The sequence below is a fragment of the Pseudomonas costantinii genome (assembly GCF_001870435.1).
GTDB classification, from domain to species: Bacteria; Pseudomonadota; Gammaproteobacteria; order Pseudomonadales; family Pseudomonadaceae; genus Aquipseudomonas; species Aquipseudomonas costantinii.
Genome location: NZ_MDDR01000065.1, coordinates 23,891 through 41,780 on the forward strand (window position 1 = coordinate 23,891; position 17,890 = coordinate 41,780).

Genomic DNA, 17,890 nt, shown 5'->3' on the forward strand with positions numbered 1-17,890 from the left:
TTAGCACGTTTATCCTTCTAAAAAGCCACTCTAGACTGAACCCTCACTAACTCCCTGGAGGAACAGCACGATGAAAATCCTATTGATTGGTGCCAGCGGTACTGTTGGTTCGGCAGTCAAGGCGGAGCTTGCACAGCGCCACGAAGTGATCAGCATCGGTCGCAGCAGCGGCGACTTCCAGGTGGATATCAGCGACAGCGCCTCAATCCGCACACTGTTCGAACAGACCGGCAAATTCGATGCACTGGTCTGCGCGGCTGGCAGCGTTAACTTCGTCCCCCTGGGCGACATGAGCGAAACCGATTTTGAACTGGGCCTGCGTGACAAGCTGATGGGCCAGGTCAACCTGCTGCTAATCGGCCGCGAGTACGCCAACGACGGCGCCTCGTTTACCTTCACCAGCGGCATTCTCAACCGTGACCCGATTCGTACCGGCGCCTCGGCCGCACTGGTCAACGGCGCACTGGATGCATTCGTCAAAGCGGCGGCGATCGAATTGCCACGCGGCCTGCGCGTCAACTCTGTGAGCCCGACCGTCCTGCTGGAGGCCATGGGCAGCTACGCCCCGTACTTCCGAGGCTACAAACCGGCTCCCGGTGCCGATGTCGCGCTGGCCTACGCGAAAAGTGTCGAGGGCTTGCAGACTGGCCAGACCTTTATCGTCGGTTGAATCCTGTGTCTGTAAGAATTGCCTGAAGCCGGGCGGCGGGGTTGTGGTGCGGCGTCAGCCTGCGTAACGTGGCGGCACTTGTTTGGAGACCCGATGATGCGTGCCGTCCGTACCCTTGCTCTGTTTGCCCTGCTGCCCCTGTTCACCGCTTGCCAGTTACTCGAGAGCGAGCCGGCCAAACCGTCTACCGCTGGGCTGACCCGTATGCAGGGTGAATTGACGGCGGTGGGCAGCAAACTGTTGTTCCAACCCTGTGGTGATAAACGCAACTACGTGGTCAACGACACCGGCGGCACCAGCGTCCTGCAGGAAGCCGCCTCCCTGGCCGGCCAGCAAGGCCTGCTGTTTGCCGACTTGCGCGGCAAGTTCTCCGGAGTCGCCAGCGGCACCGAAGGTTCGGTCGACCTGCAACAGCTCTATCGCGTGGAGCGTTCGACTTCGGCCTGCAACGACCCGGACTTCAAGCGCATGATTCTGCGGGCCAACGGCCATAAGCCGGCCTGGGCGATGAACGTCACCGCCAAGGGCATGGTGCTGGAACGCGAAGGCCAGCCACCACTCGCGGTGCCTTACGTGGAAGAACAACTGGGTGACGGTCGTTTTAACCTGATGACCGAAGCCAATAACCAACACATCGAACTGTGGGTGGCCCCGCAGCGTTGCGTCGACCCGGTCAGCGGCAGCCTGCAACACATGACCGCCGAGCTGCGCGTCAACGGCCAGGTACAGCGCGGTTGCGCGGCGTTTGGCGGCTCCCGCGACGACTGATTCAGCCCTGCGCTGTTTTAACATGACGGAAAACCGCCATTGGGGCTTATAATCGCCGGTTTGCAAAACAGCCGGCCTCCTTGCCCGCCGCCTACCGGATCCTGTCATGTTACGAATCACCGAACTCAAGCTGCCCATCGACCATCCCGAAGAAGACCTGCGGCCTGCCATCGTGCAGCGCCTGGGCATCGCCAGTGATGACCTGCTCGATTTCACCTTGTTCAAGCGCAGCTACGACGCCCGCAAGAAATCGTCGGAGCTGTGCTTCATCTACACTGTCGACCTGAACGTCAAGGGCGAAGCCGCCCTGCTGCTCAAGTTCGCCGATGACCGCAACATCAACCCGGCGCCGGATGTCAGCTACAAGGTGGTGGGCCAAGCACCGGAAGGCTTGGTCGAACGGCCGATCGTGGTGGGCTTTGGCCCGTGCGGGATTTTCGCCGGGCTGCTACTCGCGCAGATGGGCTTCAAGCCGATCATCCTTGAGCGCGGTCGCGAAGTGCGCCAGCGCACCAAGGACACTTGGGGCCTGTGGCGCAAAAATGTGCTCAACCCCGAGTCCAACGTGCAGTTCGGTGAAGGCGGCGCCGGGACCTTTTCCGACGGCAAGCTCTACAGCCAGATCAAGGACCCGAAATTCCACGGTCGCAAAGTGCTGCACGAGTTCGTCAAGGCCGGTGCACCGGAAGAAATTCTTTACGTCAGCAAGCCACACATCGGTACCTTCCGCCTGACGGGCGTAGTGGAAAACATGCGCCAGCAAATCATCGCCTTGGGCGGTGAAGTGCGCTTCGAACAGCGGGTCACCGACGTGCTGATCGAAGACGGCCAGTTGAACGGCGTAGTGGTGGGTGGCGGCGAGCAGATCCTCTCCAAGCACGTGATCCTTGCCTTGGGCCACAGTGCCCGCGACACCTTCCGCATGCTGCATGGCCGCGGTGTGTACATGGAAGCCAAGCCGTTCTCGGTGGGCTTCCGTATCGAACACCCGCAGTCGCTGATCGACGCCGCGCGCCTGGGCAAATACGCCGGGCACCCGAAACTCGGCGCTGCCGACTACAAACTGGTGCACCACGCCAAAAACGGCCGGTCGGTCTACAGCTTCTGCATGTGCCCGGGCGGCACGGTGGTTGCGGCCACCTCCGAGCCGAACCGCGTGGTGACTAACGGCATGAGCCAATACTCACGCAACGAGCGCAATGCCAACTCCGGCATCGTGGTCGGCATCACACCGGAAGTGGATTACCCAGGTGGCCCGCTGGCCGGTATCGAGTTGCAGGAACGCCTGGAGTCCCACGCCTACATCCTCGGCGGCAGCAACTACGAAGCTCCGGCGCAACTGGTGGGTGATTTCATCGCCGGTAAGCCGTCGACTGCCATCGGCAGTGTGGAACCGTCCTACAAGCCAGGTGTGGCCCTGGGTGACTTGGCCCTGGCCTTACCGGACTTTGCCATCGAAGCGATTCGTGAAGCGCTGCCGGCGTTCGAGAAGCAGATCAAGGGTTACTCGCTGCACGATGCAGTGTTGACCGGGATCGAGACGCGCACCTCGTCGCCACTGCGGATTACCCGTAACGAATCGATGCAGAGCTTGAACGTGAAAGGCCTGTTCCCGGCCGGTGAAGGCGCAGGCTATGCCGGTGGGATTTTGTCGGCGGGCGTTGACGGGATTCGAATTGCCGAGGCATTGGCGCGGGATATGTTGGGTATTGAGGCCTAAGCGCTCTACTGCAGCCAACATCAATCAAATGTGAGAGCTGGCTTGCCAGCTCTCACATTGGTTTCAGCGCTGTGTCAGATATTTGCGCGCAAGATCGTTTCCGGCAACGGCTCGCCCCGCTCGACACTGGCCGCAACGGCCGCAATCAAACCGTTCAATTCGTATCCCTGCGCTTTAAGCCAAGCCTGATCGTAATAGGTAGTGGCATACCGCTCGCCCCCATCACACAAGATCGCCACGATCGACCCCGACTCCCCCGCCGCTTTCATCTGCTGCGCCGCCATTAAGGCACCCATCAAGTTAGTCCCGCTGGACCCCCCAACTCGCCGCCCCAAGCGCTCAGCCAGGTAATGCATGGCCGCCAGCGACAACGCATCCGGCACCTTGACCATCGCATCAATCACTTTGGGCAAAAACGACGCCTCGACCCGTGGCCGGCCAATGCCTTCGATGCGTGAGCCGCAGTCCAGGCGCAGACTCGCGTCGCCGCTCAGGTAGAAGTCGAAGAACACCGAGCGCTCGGCGTCGGCGCACAACACGCGTGTGCAGTGCTGGCGATAGCGCACGTAACGCCCCAGGGTCGCAGTGGTACCGCCAGTGCCAGGGCTGGAAATCAACCAGCTTGGCTCGGGGTAATGCTCAAAGCGCATCTGCTGGAAGATCGACTCGGCGATATTGTTGTTCGCCCGCCAATCGGTGGCGCGCTCAGCGTAGGTGAATTGGTCCATGAAGTGACCGCCACTTTCTTTCGCCAGACGCTCGGACTCGGCGTAGATCTGCGTCGGGTTCTGTACCAGGTGGCTCTTGCCACCGTAAAAGGCGATCTGGGCGATCTTCTCCTGGGACGTGGTGGCCGGCATTACCGCAATGAACGGCAGGCCGAGCAAACGCGCAAAGTACGCTTCCGAGATCGCCGTCGAACCACTGGACGCCTCGATCACCGGCGCACCCGGTTTGAGCCAGCCATTACATAGCGCATACAGAAACAGCGAACGGGCCAGCCGATGTTTCAGGCTGCCGGTGGGGTGGCTGGACTCATCCTTGAAGTACAACTCGATACCCGGTAACCCCGGCAATGGCAAAGGGATCAGGTGCGTGTCGGCACTACGCTGAAAATCCGCTTCAATGATGCGAATGGCTTCGCGGGCCCAGGTACGGTGATCGCTCATAAGGTGAGTCTCTAAAGATTTCAGCCCCGATTTTAGGGGGTTTCCTACACTGCACACAGATACAGTGACGACTCAATTAGACACACAATTGCTAGGCTTTGGCGTAACGCCCTCTCTGCTCATCGCTTATAACAAATAAGAATATAACTTTTGTTTTAACAACTAACGGTACGGGTTAGGGTACCCACCTATTGAACCTGGATTGGAGAGCATCCCTTGCCTCTGCGTAGCACTTTCACTCGTTTCTTCCAGCTGGAAGCCGCCAGCGGTCTGTTGTTGATCGCCGCTGCCGCCTTGGCGCTGATCATCAACAACTCACCGTTGTCGCACCTGTACAACGCCTTTCTCGACGTACCGGTGGTGGCTCAGGTTGGCGCGCTGAAAATCGCCAAGCCTGCCCTGCTGTGGATCAACGACGGCCTGATGGCCCTGTTCTTCCTGCTGATCGGCCTGGAGGTGAAGCGCGAACTGCTCGACGGCCACCTATCCAAACCGTCGCAAGTGGTATTGCCCGGCGCAGCGGCCATTGGCGGCATGGTCGTGCCGGCATTGATCTACTGGGCACTGAACAAGGGCAACTCTGCCGCCCTCGCTGGCTGGGCGATCCCCATGGCCACTGACATTGCCTTTGCACTGGGCGTATTGGCCTTGCTGGGCAAACGCGTGCCGGTATCGCTCAAACTGTTCCTGATGACCCTGGCCATCATCGATGACTTGGGTGCAATCATCGTCATTGCGTTGTTCTATTCCGCCGACCTGTCCGGCGCCTCCCTGGCTGGCGCGGGCGCTTGCTTGATTGCCTTGATTGCGATGAACCGCCTGGGCGTGGTCAAGCTCGGGCCGTATCTGATCATCGGCCTGATCCTGTGGGTGTGCGTGCTCAAAAGTGGTGTGCACGCCACACTGGCTGGCGTGACCCTGGCGTTCTGCATCCCGATGCGCACCAAGAATGCCGAACCTTCGCCACTGCTCACCCTGGAGCACGCCCTTCATCCGTGGGTGGCCTACGGCATCCTGCCACTGTTCGCCTTTGCCAACGCCGGCGTGTCTCTGACCGGTGTCAGCCTGGACAGCTTCACCCACCACGTGCCCATGGGCATCGCCGCCGGCCTGTTGATCGGTAAGACCGTCGGCGTGTTCGGTCTCACCTGGCTTGCCGTCAAGACCGGCCTCTCTGCGCTGCCGAGCGGCGCCAACTGGGGCCAGGTGTTCGGCGTGGCGATCCTGTGCGGTATCGGCTTCACCATGAGCCTGTTCGTCGGCTCCCTGGCATTTGTGCCGGGCGTCAGCGAATTCGCGGGTGAGGATCGAATGGGGATTCTGACCGGGTCGATCCTGGCGGCGTGTATTGGTTATGCGGTAACGGCAATGGCGAGTCGCAAGAAAGCCTGAGCCACCTGAAGCCCCCCAAACCCCAACCGGGTGACCGGTTGGGGTTTTGTTTTTTGCCGCCGACGTTTAACCAATAATCCGCCAGCCACACCTAAAGACTTTCACCCTCCCGCCGACTATTTGTTGTGGTGATCCAATTATCCCGGCCTGGGATACCCGCCCGACCTTGCTCCCCAACGCATTTCCAGCCCGAGCGACAAACCCATGTTCCTGAGAAATATAAGAATCGCAGCCAGAGCCTTCATCGGCTTCGCCGCTATTGCATCACTGAGTGTGTTTCTCGGCCTGTTCGCACTGAAGCAGATTGGCGAAGTCCAGTCCCAGGCGGCAGACATTCAGAACAACTGGATGCAGCGCGTCAGGCTGCTGGCCCTGGCCAATGCTTCGCTCGACCGTTTTCGATTGGGAGAGATGGCGCACATCCTGTCGTCAAGCGACGCTGACATGCAGACTTACGAGGACAAATCCGCAGGCCGCCTGAAAGCCGTCAAGGAACAGCTCTCTCAATATGCAGCACTGCTACGCACCCCAGAGGAAAAGTCACGGCTCGATGTCTTCAACCAAAGCCTGGATGCTTACGCGAAGAACCATACCGAGATGCTCAAACGCTCGCGTTCAGGCGATAAGGCCAGTGCCCGCGACTTTCTCAATAGCATTCGAGAAAGTTATGAGCAGATGACTAAGAACTTCGACCAATTGATAGACCTCGCCAACAAAGGTGCAGAACAGGCCGGACGGACATCCGAAGACGCTTACCAACATGCAGTGAACGGCATCGCAATCGTCATCCTGTTGGTGAGTGCTGGCACTGTGCTGGTGGCCTGGCTGCTGACCCGAAGCATTACCGGGCCGATCAATGAAGCGGTGCAAGTGGCCGAAACCATTGCCAAAGGCGATCTCACCCAGCCTATCAACCCGACGGGCAACGACGAGGCCACCCGCCTGCTCCGGGCACAAGAAACCATGCGTAACAACCTGGTGCAGACTCTGCGGCAAATCACCGGTTCATCCAGCCAACTCGCCGCTGCTGCGGAAGAACTGAATGCCGTGACCGCCGAGGGTAGCCGGGACTTGCAACAGCAACATGGAGAAATCGAGCAGGCCGCCACCGCCGTCACCGAGATGACCACCGCGATTGAAGAGGTCGCGCGCAATGCGGCATCGACTTCGGACCTTTCCCAAGAGTCGCGAAGCATCGCCTTAAAAGGCCAGCAGCGCATGGTAGAGGCGTTGAATTCGATCCAGGCACTGACCCGCGGGGTTGAAGTCAGTTCCGGGCAAGTCGGCGGCCTCGCCGAACAAGCTAAAGGGATCGGCAAGGTACTCGACGTGATCCGCACTATTGCCGAGCAAACCAACCTGTTGGCGCTGAACGCCGCCATCGAAGCCGCCCGTGCCGGTGAGGCCGGCCGTGGTTTTGCCGTGGTCGCCGATGAAGTGCGCGCCCTGGCCCATCGCACGGCCCAATCAACTCAAGAAATCGAGCAGATGATCGGCAGCATTCAAACCAACACTGCCAGCACCGTCAACACCATGCTCGACAGCAGCACCATGACCCAGCAAACCCTGGGATTGGCCGAGCTGGCACAACAAGCACTGGCGGATATTCTGGCGGCCAACGATGAGATCAATGACCGCAACCTGGTGATTACCACCGCCGCGGCTGAGCAGGCCGACGTTGCTCGGGCGGTCGATCGTAACTTGCTGAACATTCAGCAGCTGTCGATTCAGTCTGCTGAAGGCTCGACCCAAACGACTGCTGCCTCGCAATCACTGGCTAGCCTGGCCCATGAGCTGAATACGATGGTGAAGCACTTTCAAGTTTGAAGGGACAGCTCAAAAAACCAAAAAACCCCAACCGGTCACCCGGTTGGGGTTTTGTGTTTCTACGACCGACGCTTAACGGGTAACGCGGCTGGTGCCGTTAACAGTCATGATGCGTACACGGTCGCCGATGCGGAAGACTTCGTTAGCATCAACAGCCTGGACGTAGGCGCGCATGCTGCCATCGTCTTCGCGAACGGTGATTTCGACGCCCTGGGTGCGGGTCAGGCCTTCTTCAGCAGCGGAGCCCAACAGGCCACCGGCAACAGCACCGATAACGCCAGTAACGATACTGCCACGCCCGCCGCCAATAGAGGCGCCGCCAACACCGCCAACCACTGCACCGGCAACGCTGCCGATTGGAGACTTGGTGCCTTCGATTTTCACCGGACGCAGGGATTCAATGGTGCCCATGCGAACGGTCTGCACACGACGCGCCTCGTCACGGGAGTACGAGTCGCCGGTCAGACTCGAGGCGCAGCCACCCAGCAGCAACGACAGGGTGGTAAAGCAGGCAACTAGTAAAACGGACTTACGCATAGCATCAACTCCAAGGGACAGGTAAACATTAGACGCTGCGGCTCGACGCCTGTCACGGCAAGCCCGGCAGAAAATTGCTTTCATTCAGCCCTAGTACAGACTGCCAGCACCAGAAAACTCGACGAACGGTAGCGCTCGCACTGTTCCAAAAGATGTCATGGACACGTTGAGCATTGTAGCCGCGCAGCAGCACACGCCCGAAGTCTCTTGAATAGAGGCTTCGGTGTGGCGGGCAATATCCAGGTGACGTGACGAAAGGTGGGGCTCAGGGCGCCAGGCGCTCGCGCGTCCATTCGCCCGCTTGCAGGCGATAGTTCAGGCGGTCATGCAGGCGGCTGGCGCGGCCTTGCCAGAACTCGATACGCTCAGGCAGCAAGCGATAGCCACCCCAATGCTCAGGGCAATCGGGCTGGGTGTCGCTGAAACGCTGCTCAGTTGCCTTGAGCAGGTCTTGCAGTTCTTCGCGGTCACGAATGACTTTGCTCTGCGGCGAGGCCCAAGCCCCAAGCCGACTGCCCAAAGGCCGGACCTGATAATAAGCATCCGACTCTTCAGGCGTGACCTTGACCACTCGCCCTTCGATGCGCACCTGGCGCTCCAGGGTTGGCCAGAAGAAGGTCATGGCCGCGAAAGGCCGTGCCGCGAGTTGCTCACCCTTGGCACTCTGATAATTGGTAAAGAAGGTAAAGCCCTGTGCATCCAGGCCCTTGAGCAGCAGGATGCGACAGTGCGGACGACCGTCCTGGTCGACCGTTGCCAGGGTCATAGCATTGGCTTCCACCGGTGGCTGTTCGGTTTTCACCGCATCACCAAACCACTGGTGGAACAACACAAACGGCTCGCTCGGGGCCTGGGCCTCGCTCAAACCATCCCGTGTGTAGTCACGGCGCATATCGGCCAGTGCCTGGGTCATGCGGCTTTATCCTTCTGGTTCAACAGATCAGTTTTTCGCCTGGTCGTTTGCAGCGGGCGCGTCAGCCTTCGGTGCCGGCTTCTTCGCGGCTGGCTTAGCAGCGGCTTTTTTAGCAGCTGGCTTGGCGGCTTTCTTGGCCGGAGCCTTTTTCGCAGGGGCCGCTTTCTTCGCCGCCGGAGTCGCTACAGGTGCTGGTGCAGTTTGCACAGCGACCATTTCAGCCTTCGGCGGGTTGCCCGAGTTGTATTTGCTCAGCAGCGCCAGCATCGTGGTGCGCTGGGTGAACAAGATTTCCATGCGACGGTTCAGGGCGCGGCCCTGATTGCTGTCATTGGCGGCACGTGGCATCAGGTCACCCATGCCGCGCAGCATCAGGCGATCCTGCTTCAAGCCGCTGAGGCTGAAAATCGAAGCGATCGACTGCGCACGGTCCTTGGTCAGGGCTTGGCTCACAGCCTCGGCACCCGTGGTGTCGACGTGGCCGAGTACCAGCACGGCGGTCTTCGGATCGCCTTCAACGGCCTTGGCAACACGGGTGAACGGGCCCAGGGTCACCGGCAGCAGCATCGCCGGGCGTTTCGGGTTGTAGGAACCGTCTACAGGGGCGATCACAACCAGTACGTTTTCGCGACGCTCCAGTTGCAGGTTGCTGTCCTTGATGGCGGCGCGCAAGCGCGGCTCATAATCGTCCAGCCAGGCCTGAGTGATTTTCGGATCAGGCATCGGAATATTGGTCACGTCGACCTTGGCCAATGGTTTTGGCTTGCTTTCGAACGGCCACCACCAGTGGGTCTCGGTGTCGGTCTTGGCAACAACTGGCGCGGCGTCCGGAGTCGATGCCGGGGTCGCGGCCTTCAGGTCAGCTTTCAAGTCAGCCTTGGCATCGGCAGCCTTTTCGTCAGCGCTCTTGGAGGAGAACGGCCACCAACTGGAGCCGGCGTCGGCCTTGGCTACCGGGGCAGGCGCAGCTGCGGCGGCTGGAGCAACGGCTGCGGCTGCAACCGGTGCGGCAGGCTTGGCACCCACTGCTGGTTTGGCATCCGGCTTGGTGCCGGTTTGAGTCACTGCGTCCTTGGTAGCGGCCTTATCAGATCCCAATGACCACCAATGCCCACCTTCGGCATCATTTTGTGGGGTTTGTGCGCAGCCAGTAATAGTGAGGCATAGCGCCAGAGCCAAGGACTTGTTCGATAACATGAGATATCCACAAAATGAGAAAAATCAGGGGGTCTGGATGACCCGTTAAACAGACGCTTACAGAACATTAAAGTTACAACATTTCGCTCAGCGTCTTCTTATAGTTGCCTTTGTAACAAAAAAATGTGAAACAGCAAGCGGTTTACAGACAACCGGCCAATATTCCGACCAACTTCTGTGCACGCGGGTCCATAAGTACGTATGGCCCCAAGGTATTAGTCACAAACCCGAACGCAACATCATGTTCCGGGTCGGCAAACCCTACCGAACCGCCTGCCCCAGGGTGCCCAAACGCACGCGGGCCAAGGCCGAAGGTCGCATTGGGTAACTGTGGTTGATCCAACATGCAGCCCAGGCCGAAACGCGTTTGGGTCAATAAGGTTTTATCCAGCCCAATACTGTGCTCACGGGTCAATTGTTCAAGCATGTCGCTTTCCAGCAAACTACCGTCCAACAACCCGCTATAAAAACCCGCCAGGCTGCGTGCATTACCGTGACCATTTGCCGCTGGCTGCTGCATGCGCCGCCACTCGGGTTTATTAGTGCTGGTCAGAATAGACGGTGGATTGGCAAACGCCCGCGTAGTCATCGCCGTCGGTTCACGCATCATTACTTGCAATAACCGTTGTGCGGCTTCATCACCCATATTGCCTTTGCTGCGCGCTATATGGGCAACACGATAAAACTCTTCATCCGCCAGACCGACATGAAAGTCCAGGCCCAATGGCCGCGCAACCCGCGCCACGATGGACTCACCCGGCCCACGCCCATCGGCACGACGCAGCAATTCACCCACCAGCCAACCGTAGGTGATGGCTTCGTAGCCATGGCCTTGGCCCGGCGTCCACCACGGGGCCTCAGCCGCCAGGGTATCGACCATCAGTTGCCAGTCATACAGCGCTTCGGTGGGGAGCATCTCGCGGATCGCCGGCAACCCGGCCTGATGGCAGAGCAACTGGCGCAGGGTGATGGCGTCTTTACCCGCCGCCGCAAATTCCGGCCAGTAGTTGGCAACGGGGGCATCCAGTTGCAACTTGCCCTCGGCCACCAGTTGCAGAGCTGCAACGGCGGTAAAGGTCTTGGTGCAGGAAAACAGGTTGACGATGGTGTCGCTGTGCCAGGCCTCGGCCCCGTCCTTGTCGGCGGTGCCGGCCCACAGGTCGACCACGGTTTCGCCGCCGATTTGGATGCAGAGCCCGGCGCCACGTTCCTGCGGGTCATCGAACAACGCGGCAAACGCTTCACGTACCGCTTCGAACTGGAGCTCGTAATGACCCTGAATCTGCACCTAAGCGCCCTCGAAAAACACCGTAAAAAAGTGGCCGACATTGTTCCAGCCATTGTAGGTTTTGTGAACCCGTCAACGATGAATCAATGTCCATTTCCAGAGTGCCCACCGGCATGCCCGGCGCCCTGCCCCGCGCCTTTGCCGTCTTGCCCGGACTTGCCACCTTCACTTTCACGAACCGCGCTGGCCGCCTTGGCCTTTTGCGCTTCCTTGCCCAGTTGGTCGACCGCCGCCAGGTTGCTTTTACGCACGCTCTCGACAAAGCCCTGGAACGGCACATCGGTGATGCCGACAAGACCGAAGTGGCCATTCTCGCCGTCCAGCAAACGACCGGTCACCGGCTGGTCAAGGTACTGGAACCAGTGCACGCCAACGATCGACGGCTCGGCCATGGCCTGCTTGAGGAAGTTACCATAGGCCACGCCACGATCTTCTTCGCGGGCCAACTGCGTTACGCCGCCCCAGAACGGGCCACGGTCCGCCGAACCGAAGTTGAACTCAGTGATCAACACCGGCTTGTCCAAAGCGCGCAAGGCCGCGAAGTCATAACCGTCCTGAGGCTTAAGGGTGTACATGTTGAAGCTCAGCACATCGCAATACTGTGCGCAGGACGCCACGGCTTCCGGGGTGCTCACGGCAAAACGACCGCCCAGCAGCAGTTGGTTGGGCGCGTGCCATTTCAGCGAATCGGAGATGGTCTTGAAATAGGCATCGGCGAAGGTCTTCTGGAAGTATTTGAAGTCGGCTTCGATTTCCGGGTGCTCAGGGCTGGGCATCGGCGGCTCGAACCCTGGGTCTTCCATCAGCTCCCAGCCCGCCAAGTGGATACCCCAGGCTTTCGACAGGCCCTCTTCGTTGCGGTACTTGTCGCGCAGTTGCTTGAGGAACGCGCGCTTGGCCGGTACGTCGGTGGTCATGCGCAGGGTGCCGTAGGCCAGGGCGTAACGGGACTTTGGATCGTCGCCAGGACCGGACCAGGCCAGCTCATTGTCGGCAAAGAAACCGATCAGCCACGGGTCATCACGATGATCGCGGGCAGCAATGGCCACCGCACGTTCGGTGGCCATGGCAAAGCGTGGATCAAACGGATCGGGCATGCCACCCCACCAGTCGGTGCCGGTGCTGATGCTGGCGTAATCGCCGACGATCGACAGCGGCAAGGTGTACGGCACGCGCTCGGCAGTGGTCAAACCCTCGTCGCTCCAGTTGCCCACGGTGTTGAAGCCCCAAGCCTTCAGGCGGTCGAGGGTGTGGGTGACCCAGCGTTTCTGGTCGAAACCGTCGGTGCCCCCTTCAGAACCATAGGTGCGCTGCAGGTTGGCCCCATAGAAATCGTACCAACGGCCCACATTGAAGCCCCGGCCCTGATCGGCACCATTGCCGCCACGGTTATCACCGTTGCCGTAGTACTTGTCGAACGGCTCGCCGGCCTTTGGCAACGCAGCGAACATCCACTCGCGGCCGGCCACATAGGTCTGGTTGTTGTCCGGGGCCACGGTGTTGACGCCCAGGGAGTAGAATGGATGCCCCTGCGGCGTCACCAGGTACCAGCGTCCGTCGCGCTTCTCGGTGCGGAAAAAGCCACTGGCGTCGAACGCCGGGCCTTTGTTCCAGCCGCCATATTGGTCCAGGGAAGATTTATCACGTTCGGCCAGCCAACCCTTGAGCTGTTGTTGCTCCTTGGCGGCGGCGGCCTTGAGTTGCTCGTCGTTGCTGACTTTTTCCGGCCAGCGCGCGCGGGTGGACTGGCCATAGGCATCCACCAGTTCGCTGTAGGCCGCCTTCAGCACCGGCTCGCTGTCCTGCACACCGAAGCGTTCCAGCAGGATGCTTTGGGCAGCGTTGGGCTGGATCATCGACAGGGTCACCGAAGCCACCTGGCTGCGGTCGATTTCCCCGGCGCTGCCAGCCAGCAATACACGCTGGCCATCCACAGTGATCGGCATCGGCGGGCCAGCCTTCATCCCCTGGCTCAGCGGTGAATTGGCTTGCAGCGGGATGAGCAGGGTCTGGGCCGGGCCAGCCGGCAGGTCGATGCGGCTGACCAGGGTCTTGCCGTCCGTACTCTGCACCTTGACGTACAGGGTCAACGCCCAGTCCATGGCACTCTGAATACGCAGGCTCATGGCGCTGGACTGCGACCAGTCCCAGGCACCGGTCTGCGGGCTGAGCACTAGGCTCGGTTCTGCGGCCGGGTTGAAAGTGATGCGGCGCAGCACCTCGCCTTCAGGGGTCTGTTCGGCGTTGTATTGCGGCAGGCTGGCGTCCTGGGTCGCCACCTTGACCACATCGGCAGGCCGGACGAAGTTGAACAACGTTTGTTGCCCGGCGGGTGCGGCCATCAAGGGCGCAGCAAACAGCAAGGCAAAAAGGGCGGGCAGCGTGCGAATCATACGAACAAGGTTCTCCCAAACGGCCGATGACTGGCCTGATGACATAAATCGATAGCAGTGAGATAGACCACGAAGTGGGCGAATTCGCCCACGGTGGCTTAAGAAATTTCGCGCCTGAACGGCGGCAAGGCATTCAGGATAGCTTTGCCATAGCGCTGGGTGACCAAACGGCGGTCGAGCAAGGTGATGGTGCCCCGGTCTTCTTCGGTACGCAGCAAGCGACCGCAGGCCTGGACCAGCTTCAAGGAAGCGTCCGGCACCGAGATTTCCATGAATGGGTTACCGCCCCGCGCTTCGATCCATTCGGCCAGGGCGGCCTCGACCGGATCATCCGGCACCGAGAACGGGATCTTGGCGATCACCACGTGTTCACAGTAGGCACCGGGCAAGTCCACACCCTCTGCGAAACTGGCCAGGCCGAACAACACGCTGGAGTCCCCACCATCGACCCGCGCCTTGTGCTTGTTCAAGGTTTCCTGTTTGGACAGGTTGCCCTGGATAAACACCTGTTTGCGCCAGTCACGGTCGAGGCCGTCGAACACGTCCTGCATTTGTTTGCGTGAGGAGAACAGCACCAACGTGCCGCGCGAGCCTTCCACCAACTCCGGCAGGTCACGGATGATCGCCGCTGTGTGCGCCGCTGCGTCCCGTGGGTCAGCCTTGAGATCCGGCACCCGCAGCACGCCTGCGTCGGCGTGATGGAACGGGCTCGGCACCACGGCAGTGACGGCTGTTTTCGGCAGGCCGGCACGCATACGAAAGCGGTCGAAAGTACCTAGGGCAGTCAGCGTGGCCGAGGTCAGCAGGCAGCCATAGGCCACGTTCCACAGGTTGCGGCGCAACATTTCCGCCGCGAGGATCGGGCTGGCATTGACCTCGATATCAAACAGCGCGCCACTTTCCGACAGGGTCAGCCAACGGGCCATGGGCGGGTTGTCTTCCGGGTCTTCAACAGTGAAGGCAGTCCAAAGCTCCCAGTTGCCTTGGGAACGCGACAACAGGCTGCCGAACAGTGGGTACCATTCTTCAGCCTGGTTGCTGGCGATGCCGATGTTGACCTCGCCATCCATGCCTTCCTTGAGCAGGTCGGTCAGGCGGGTGAACAAGTCGGTCAGGCGCGAGAAGCCCTTCTTCAACTCGATGCCCATTTCACGCATATGTTCGGGGATCAACCCACCCACGAAACGATGGCGTGGCCGTTCACGGCCTTCCACGTCTTCGCCAGGCTTGAAGTCGGCCACCTGCTCGCAGGCGCTGAACATGAACTGCTGCTGGGTCTTGATCTCCCGCGCCAGCTCCGGAACCTGTTCGATCAGCTTGCCCAGGTCGCCGGGCAGCGGGTGCTGGGCCAGCAACTTGGTGAGGTTCTTGGCGGTGGTTTCCAGCCAATCGGCGGTGGAGCGCAAGCGGGTGTAATGGGCGAAGTGGCCGATGGCTTTATCCGGCAGGTGATGGCCTTCGTCGAATACGTAGAGGGTGTCGCGCGGGTCCGGCAGTACGGCGCCGCCGCCCAGAGCCAGGTCGGCCAGGACCATGTCATGGTTGGTGACGATGACGTCGACCTTGCCCATGCCTTCGCGGGCCTTGTAGAAGGCGCACTGGCCGAAGTTAGGGCAATGGCGGTTGGTGCACTGGCTATGATCGGTGGTCAGGCGCGCCCAATCGGAATCTTCCAGGGCGGTGGGCCAGCTGTCGCGGTCACCGTCCCATTTATTCCCGGCCAGTTTCTCGATCATGCTGGTAAATAGCTTCTGACTGACTTCATCGACTTCGATCTTGAAGCCTTCTTCTTCGAACAGCGAAGCAGTAGCCGTTTGCGCGTGACCTTCCTGCAGCAACACATCGAGCTTGGACAGACACATGTAGCGGCCACGGCCCTTGGCCAGGGCGAAGGTGAAGTGCAGCCCACTGTTGCGCATCAGGTCGGGCAAGTCTTTGTAGACAATCTGCTCTTGCAGCGCGACGGTGGCGGTAGCGATCACCAAGCGCTTGCCGGCGGCCTTGGCGGTCGGGATCGCGGCCAGGCTGTAGGCCACGGTCTTACCGGTACCGGTGCCGGCTTCGACGGCCACAATCGCGGGCTCGCCACTGCGCCGACCCTCGTCGTCGGTGTCGATATCCCCGAGGACCTTGGCCACTTCGGCGATCATCAGGCGTTGGCCGTAGCGCGGTTTCAAGCTCTTGGCTTCGAGAAAACGCGAATAGGCGCCCTGGATCGTGGTTTTGAGTTCAGTGCTAATCATGGATAGTCGCGCGCAAAAAACGCTGGATAAATTTTCAGTGGTTCGGATCGGCGGCTATCATACCCCGCTAATGAATCCCGCGCAGAACGGAGTACCTCAATGACCGTGTTTAGCATTGCTTATACCCTGCATGTACTGGCCGCCCTGATCTGGGTCGGCGGCATGTTTTTCGCCTGGATGATCCTGCGCCCCGCCGCTATGGCGGCACTTGAAGGCCCTGCCCGGCTCAAATTGTGGGCGAATGTGTTTCAACGTTTTTTCGTGTGGGTCTGGGTGGCGGTGCTGATTTTGCCGATCAGTGGCGTCGGCCTGCTGCAACTGCGCTTCAACGGTTTTGAAACTGCGCCGCGTTATGTGCAGGTGATGATGGGGTTGTATGTGGTGATGACAGCGCTGTTTATCCGCATCCAGGCGTTGAAGTTCCCGGATTTGCGCGCAGCGGTGGCGGCTGAGGATTGGCCGGCCGGGGCGGCTGCGTTGGGGCAGATTCGTAAGCTGGTAGGAATTAACTTGATTGTAGGGCTGGTGGTGGTGGCAATTGCTTCGGCTCGGCCGATGTTCTAAGACTGTCGATTTTTATGGCGAACCGACTGTTGTGGCAAGCCCGCTCGCCACAAGAGGGGGGTTACAGCCGTTGGACGGTCACGGCGCCTGCTGGCCCAGCCGGTCCCGGCTGCCCTTCCAACCCAGCCCGGCCTTTCTCACCACCATCGGCGCGGTACACCAGGCAGCCTTTGGATTGCCCACCTTTGCCCGGTTTGCCTGCCGTGCCGGCCAAACCACCTGCCCCGCCATCCACCCAGACCTTGATCTGCTGCGCCGGGAAACTCTGCGGCAGCTCGACGCGCACCTGCGCACCCGCCGCGCCTGGCAGGCCATCGCCGCCGTTATCGCCATTGGCGCCGCGTCCGGCCGAACCCCAGGTGCAACCTGGGTCCACACCGTTGGCACCATCCAACCCGGCATAACCTTGGGCACCGGCGCCACCACGGGCATCCACCGACAACTCTTCGGCCGTCAGCGCATTAATGCGCAACGTGAGGTCACGCCCGGCCTTAGCCGGCCGTTCATGGGTGCCAGGGGCGCCGCGTGAAGTGATCTGGCTGCCATGCTCCAATTGCGCAGTGCGCACCTGCAATTGCAGCCCGGTACTGCCGGGGGCGATGGCGATACGCGCCTCACGCCCCAGGTGCAACTGGTCCACCGTAACTTGGCTAATGGTCGCCGGAATCAACAGGGTGCCGTAGTCCGCTACATCCAGGCGCTCCAATTGCAAAACGCTGGTGCTGCTGGGCAGACGCATCAATGAGTTGCTTTCAACGCTGACGCTCTGGGCCAGAGCAACGGGGCTGACCAACAGGGCCAACAGAAAAACCTTACGCATGATTGGCCTCCTTGTTTGCTTCATCAATAGCAGCAGGCGCCGAAAGGCCCTGCACATGGAACATTCCCACCAGCAGGATCTGCAAGCGGTCACGCCAAGGATGGACACGGTGCTTCACGCTACTGTTGAACAACAGCAACACCAACAAGTGGGTAAGGAACAACAGGCTGCCAGCCAGACTCACCAACAGGTGGAATGGATTGGTGAGCGGCCGGAACAGATTGAGCACCACCACGCCCCAGAACAACAACGTCAGCAACTTCCCCAGCCCCCAAAACACCTTCATCCCGCATGCCCCTTACCTATTATTCTTTGGGCGCACAGTAACGACTTCTACAGGCGATTTGCCAGTGAAGGATGAAAAAACTTGATGAAGGGATGGTTTGCCT

Annotated in this window: 15 protein-coding genes; 6 read left to right on the forward strand and 9 right to left on the reverse strand. The window is 60.2% G+C overall.

Features of this window, described 5'->3' with window-relative positions:
• The first annotated feature begins 70 nt into the window (after nucleotides 1-70).
• The 3 genes from BFL40_RS30315 (at nucleotide 71) to BFL40_RS30325 (ending at nucleotide 3,158) form a co-directional block, all read left to right on the forward strand.
• Nucleotides 71-670: a short chain dehydrogenase gene (locus BFL40_RS30315; protein ID WP_071487399.1), complete on the forward strand. Its 600-nt coding sequence runs from the start codon at nucleotides 71-73 to the stop codon at nucleotides 668-670.
• A 96-nt stretch (nucleotides 671-766) separates the two neighbouring features.
• A complete protein-coding gene (locus tag BFL40_RS30320; protein ID WP_071487600.1) occupies nucleotides 767-1,438 on the forward strand; it encodes a COG3650 family protein in 672 nt (223 codons plus the stop codon).
• A 106-nt stretch (nucleotides 1,439-1,544) separates the two neighbouring features.
• Nucleotides 1,545-3,158 (forward strand): NAD(P)/FAD-dependent oxidoreductase, encoded by a 1,614-nt coding sequence (locus BFL40_RS30325; RefSeq protein ID WP_071487400.1) that lies wholly within the window; start codon nucleotides 1,545-1,547, stop codon nucleotides 3,156-3,158.
• A gap of 74 nt (nucleotides 3,159-3,232) precedes the next feature.
• Here the strand turns inward: BFL40_RS30325 and BFL40_RS30330 are convergent, their stop codons facing one another.
• On the reverse strand, nucleotides 3,233-4,327 hold the full coding sequence (locus tag BFL40_RS30330; RefSeq protein ID WP_071487401.1) for a PLP-dependent cysteine synthase family protein: 1,095 nt from the start codon (nucleotides 4,325-4,327) through the stop codon (nucleotides 3,233-3,235).
• A 216-nt stretch (nucleotides 4,328-4,543) separates the two neighbouring features.
• On the opposite strand from BFL40_RS30330, the gene nhaA reads away from it, so the two are divergent.
• Both nhaA and BFL40_RS30340 read left to right on the forward strand, forming a co-directional pair.
• Nucleotides 4,544-5,719, forward strand: coding sequence for a Na+/H+ antiporter NhaA (nhaA, locus tag BFL40_RS30335; RefSeq protein ID WP_071487402.1), 1,176 nt, complete (start codon nucleotides 4,544-4,546; stop codon nucleotides 5,717-5,719).
• Nucleotides 5,720-5,923: 204 nt separating this feature from the next.
• A complete protein-coding gene (locus tag BFL40_RS30340) occupies nucleotides 5,924-7,546 on the forward strand; it encodes a methyl-accepting chemotaxis protein (RefSeq protein ID WP_071487403.1) in 1,623 nt (540 codons plus the stop codon).
• A gap of 72 nt (nucleotides 7,547-7,618) precedes the next feature.
• Here BFL40_RS30340 and BFL40_RS30345 read toward each other — a convergent pair whose 3' ends face one another.
• From BFL40_RS30345 to dinG, 6 genes are all read right to left on the reverse strand, one after another.
• Complete coding sequence (locus BFL40_RS30345; RefSeq protein ID WP_071487404.1) at nucleotides 7,619-8,083, reverse strand: outer membrane lipoprotein; 465 nt, start codon at nucleotides 8,081-8,083, stop codon at nucleotides 7,619-7,621.
• 265 nt (nucleotides 8,084-8,348) lie between these two features.
• Nucleotides 8,349-8,996 carry a pyridoxamine 5'-phosphate oxidase gene (gene pdxH / locus BFL40_RS30350; RefSeq protein ID WP_071487405.1) on the reverse strand — a complete coding sequence of 216 codons (648 nt, stop codon included), beginning with the start codon at nucleotides 8,994-8,996 and terminating at the stop codon, nucleotides 8,349-8,351.
• A 27-nt stretch (nucleotides 8,997-9,023) separates the two neighbouring features.
• A complete protein-coding gene (locus BFL40_RS30355) occupies nucleotides 9,024-10,193 on the reverse strand; it encodes an OmpA family protein (protein WP_071487406.1) in 1,170 nt (389 codons plus the stop codon).
• A 142-nt stretch (nucleotides 10,194-10,335) separates the two neighbouring features.
• Nucleotides 10,336-11,481 carry a serine hydrolase domain-containing protein gene (locus BFL40_RS30360; protein WP_071487407.1) on the reverse strand — a complete coding sequence of 382 codons (1,146 nt, stop codon included), beginning with the start codon at nucleotides 11,479-11,481 and terminating at the stop codon, nucleotides 10,336-10,338.
• 83 nt (nucleotides 11,482-11,564) lie between these two features.
• Nucleotides 11,565-13,874 (reverse strand): beta-galactosidase, encoded by a 2,310-nt coding sequence (locus BFL40_RS30365; protein WP_071487408.1) that lies wholly within the window; start codon nucleotides 13,872-13,874, stop codon nucleotides 11,565-11,567.
• A gap of 98 nt (nucleotides 13,875-13,972) precedes the next feature.
• Complete coding sequence (dinG, locus tag BFL40_RS30370) at nucleotides 13,973-16,117, reverse strand: ATP-dependent DNA helicase DinG (protein WP_071487409.1); 2,145 nt, start codon at nucleotides 16,115-16,117, stop codon at nucleotides 13,973-13,975.
• 99 nt (nucleotides 16,118-16,216) lie between these two features.
• Between dinG and BFL40_RS30375 the strand changes: the two genes are divergently transcribed.
• A complete protein-coding gene (locus tag BFL40_RS30375) occupies nucleotides 16,217-16,681 on the forward strand; it encodes a CopD family protein (protein WP_071487410.1) in 465 nt (154 codons plus the stop codon).
• A gap of 61 nt (nucleotides 16,682-16,742) precedes the next feature.
• Here the strand turns inward: BFL40_RS30375 and BFL40_RS30380 are convergent, their stop codons facing one another.
• Both BFL40_RS30380 and BFL40_RS30385 read right to left on the reverse strand, forming a co-directional pair.
• A complete protein-coding gene (locus BFL40_RS30380; protein ID WP_071487411.1) occupies nucleotides 16,743-17,501 on the reverse strand; it encodes a collagen-like triple helix repeat-containing protein in 759 nt (252 codons plus the stop codon).
• A complete protein-coding gene (locus tag BFL40_RS30385) occupies nucleotides 17,494-17,787 on the reverse strand; it encodes a DUF1145 domain-containing protein (protein ID WP_071487412.1) in 294 nt (97 codons plus the stop codon). The genes BFL40_RS30380 and BFL40_RS30385 overlap by 8 nt, the downstream gene beginning before the upstream one ends.
• Nucleotides 17,788-17,890: the final 103 nt, after the last annotated feature.

Excerpts from the sequence above, each read along its gene's own strand:
- BFL40_RS30330 (WP_071487401.1), bottom strand. The coding sequence starts at position 4,327 with ATGAGCGATCACCGTACCTGGGCCCGCGAAGCCATTCGCATCATTGAA.
- BFL40_RS30355 (WP_071487406.1), bottom strand. The coding sequence starts at position 10,193 with ATGTTATCGAACAAGTCCTTGGCTCTGGCGCTATGCCTCACTATTACT.
- BFL40_RS30315 (WP_071487399.1), top strand. The coding sequence starts at position 71 with ATGAAAATCCTATTGATTGGTGCCAGCGGTACTGTTGGTTCGGCAGTC.
- BFL40_RS30340 (WP_071487403.1), top strand. The coding sequence starts at position 5,924 with ATGTTCCTGAGAAATATAAGAATCGCAGCCAGAGCCTTCATCGGCTTC.
- dinG (WP_071487409.1), bottom strand. The coding sequence starts at position 16,117 with ATGATTAGCACTGAACTCAAAACCACGATCCAGGGCGCCTATTCGCGT.
- BFL40_RS30325 (WP_071487400.1), top strand. The coding sequence starts at position 1,545 with ATGTTACGAATCACCGAACTCAAGCTGCCCATCGACCATCCCGAAGAA.
- BFL40_RS30375 (WP_071487410.1), top strand. The coding sequence starts at position 16,217 with ATGACCGTGTTTAGCATTGCTTATACCCTGCATGTACTGGCCGCCCTG.
- BFL40_RS30385 (WP_071487412.1), bottom strand. The coding sequence starts at position 17,787 with ATGAAGGTGTTTTGGGGGCTGGGGAAGTTGCTGACGTTGTTGTTCTGG.
- BFL40_RS30365 (WP_071487408.1), bottom strand. The coding sequence starts at position 13,874 with ATGATTCGCACGCTGCCCGCCCTTTTTGCCTTGCTGTTTGCTGCGCCC.
- BFL40_RS30320 (WP_071487600.1), top strand. The coding sequence starts at position 767 with ATGCGTGCCGTCCGTACCCTTGCTCTGTTTGCCCTGCTGCCCCTGTTC.
- BFL40_RS30380 (WP_071487411.1), bottom strand. The coding sequence starts at position 17,501 with ATGCGTAAGGTTTTTCTGTTGGCCCTGTTGGTCAGCCCCGTTGCTCTG.
- BFL40_RS30345 (WP_071487404.1), bottom strand. The coding sequence starts at position 8,083 with ATGCGTAAGTCCGTTTTACTAGTTGCCTGCTTTACCACCCTGTCGTTG.
- pdxH (WP_071487405.1), bottom strand. The coding sequence starts at position 8,996 with ATGACCCAGGCACTGGCCGATATGCGCCGTGACTACACACGGGATGGT.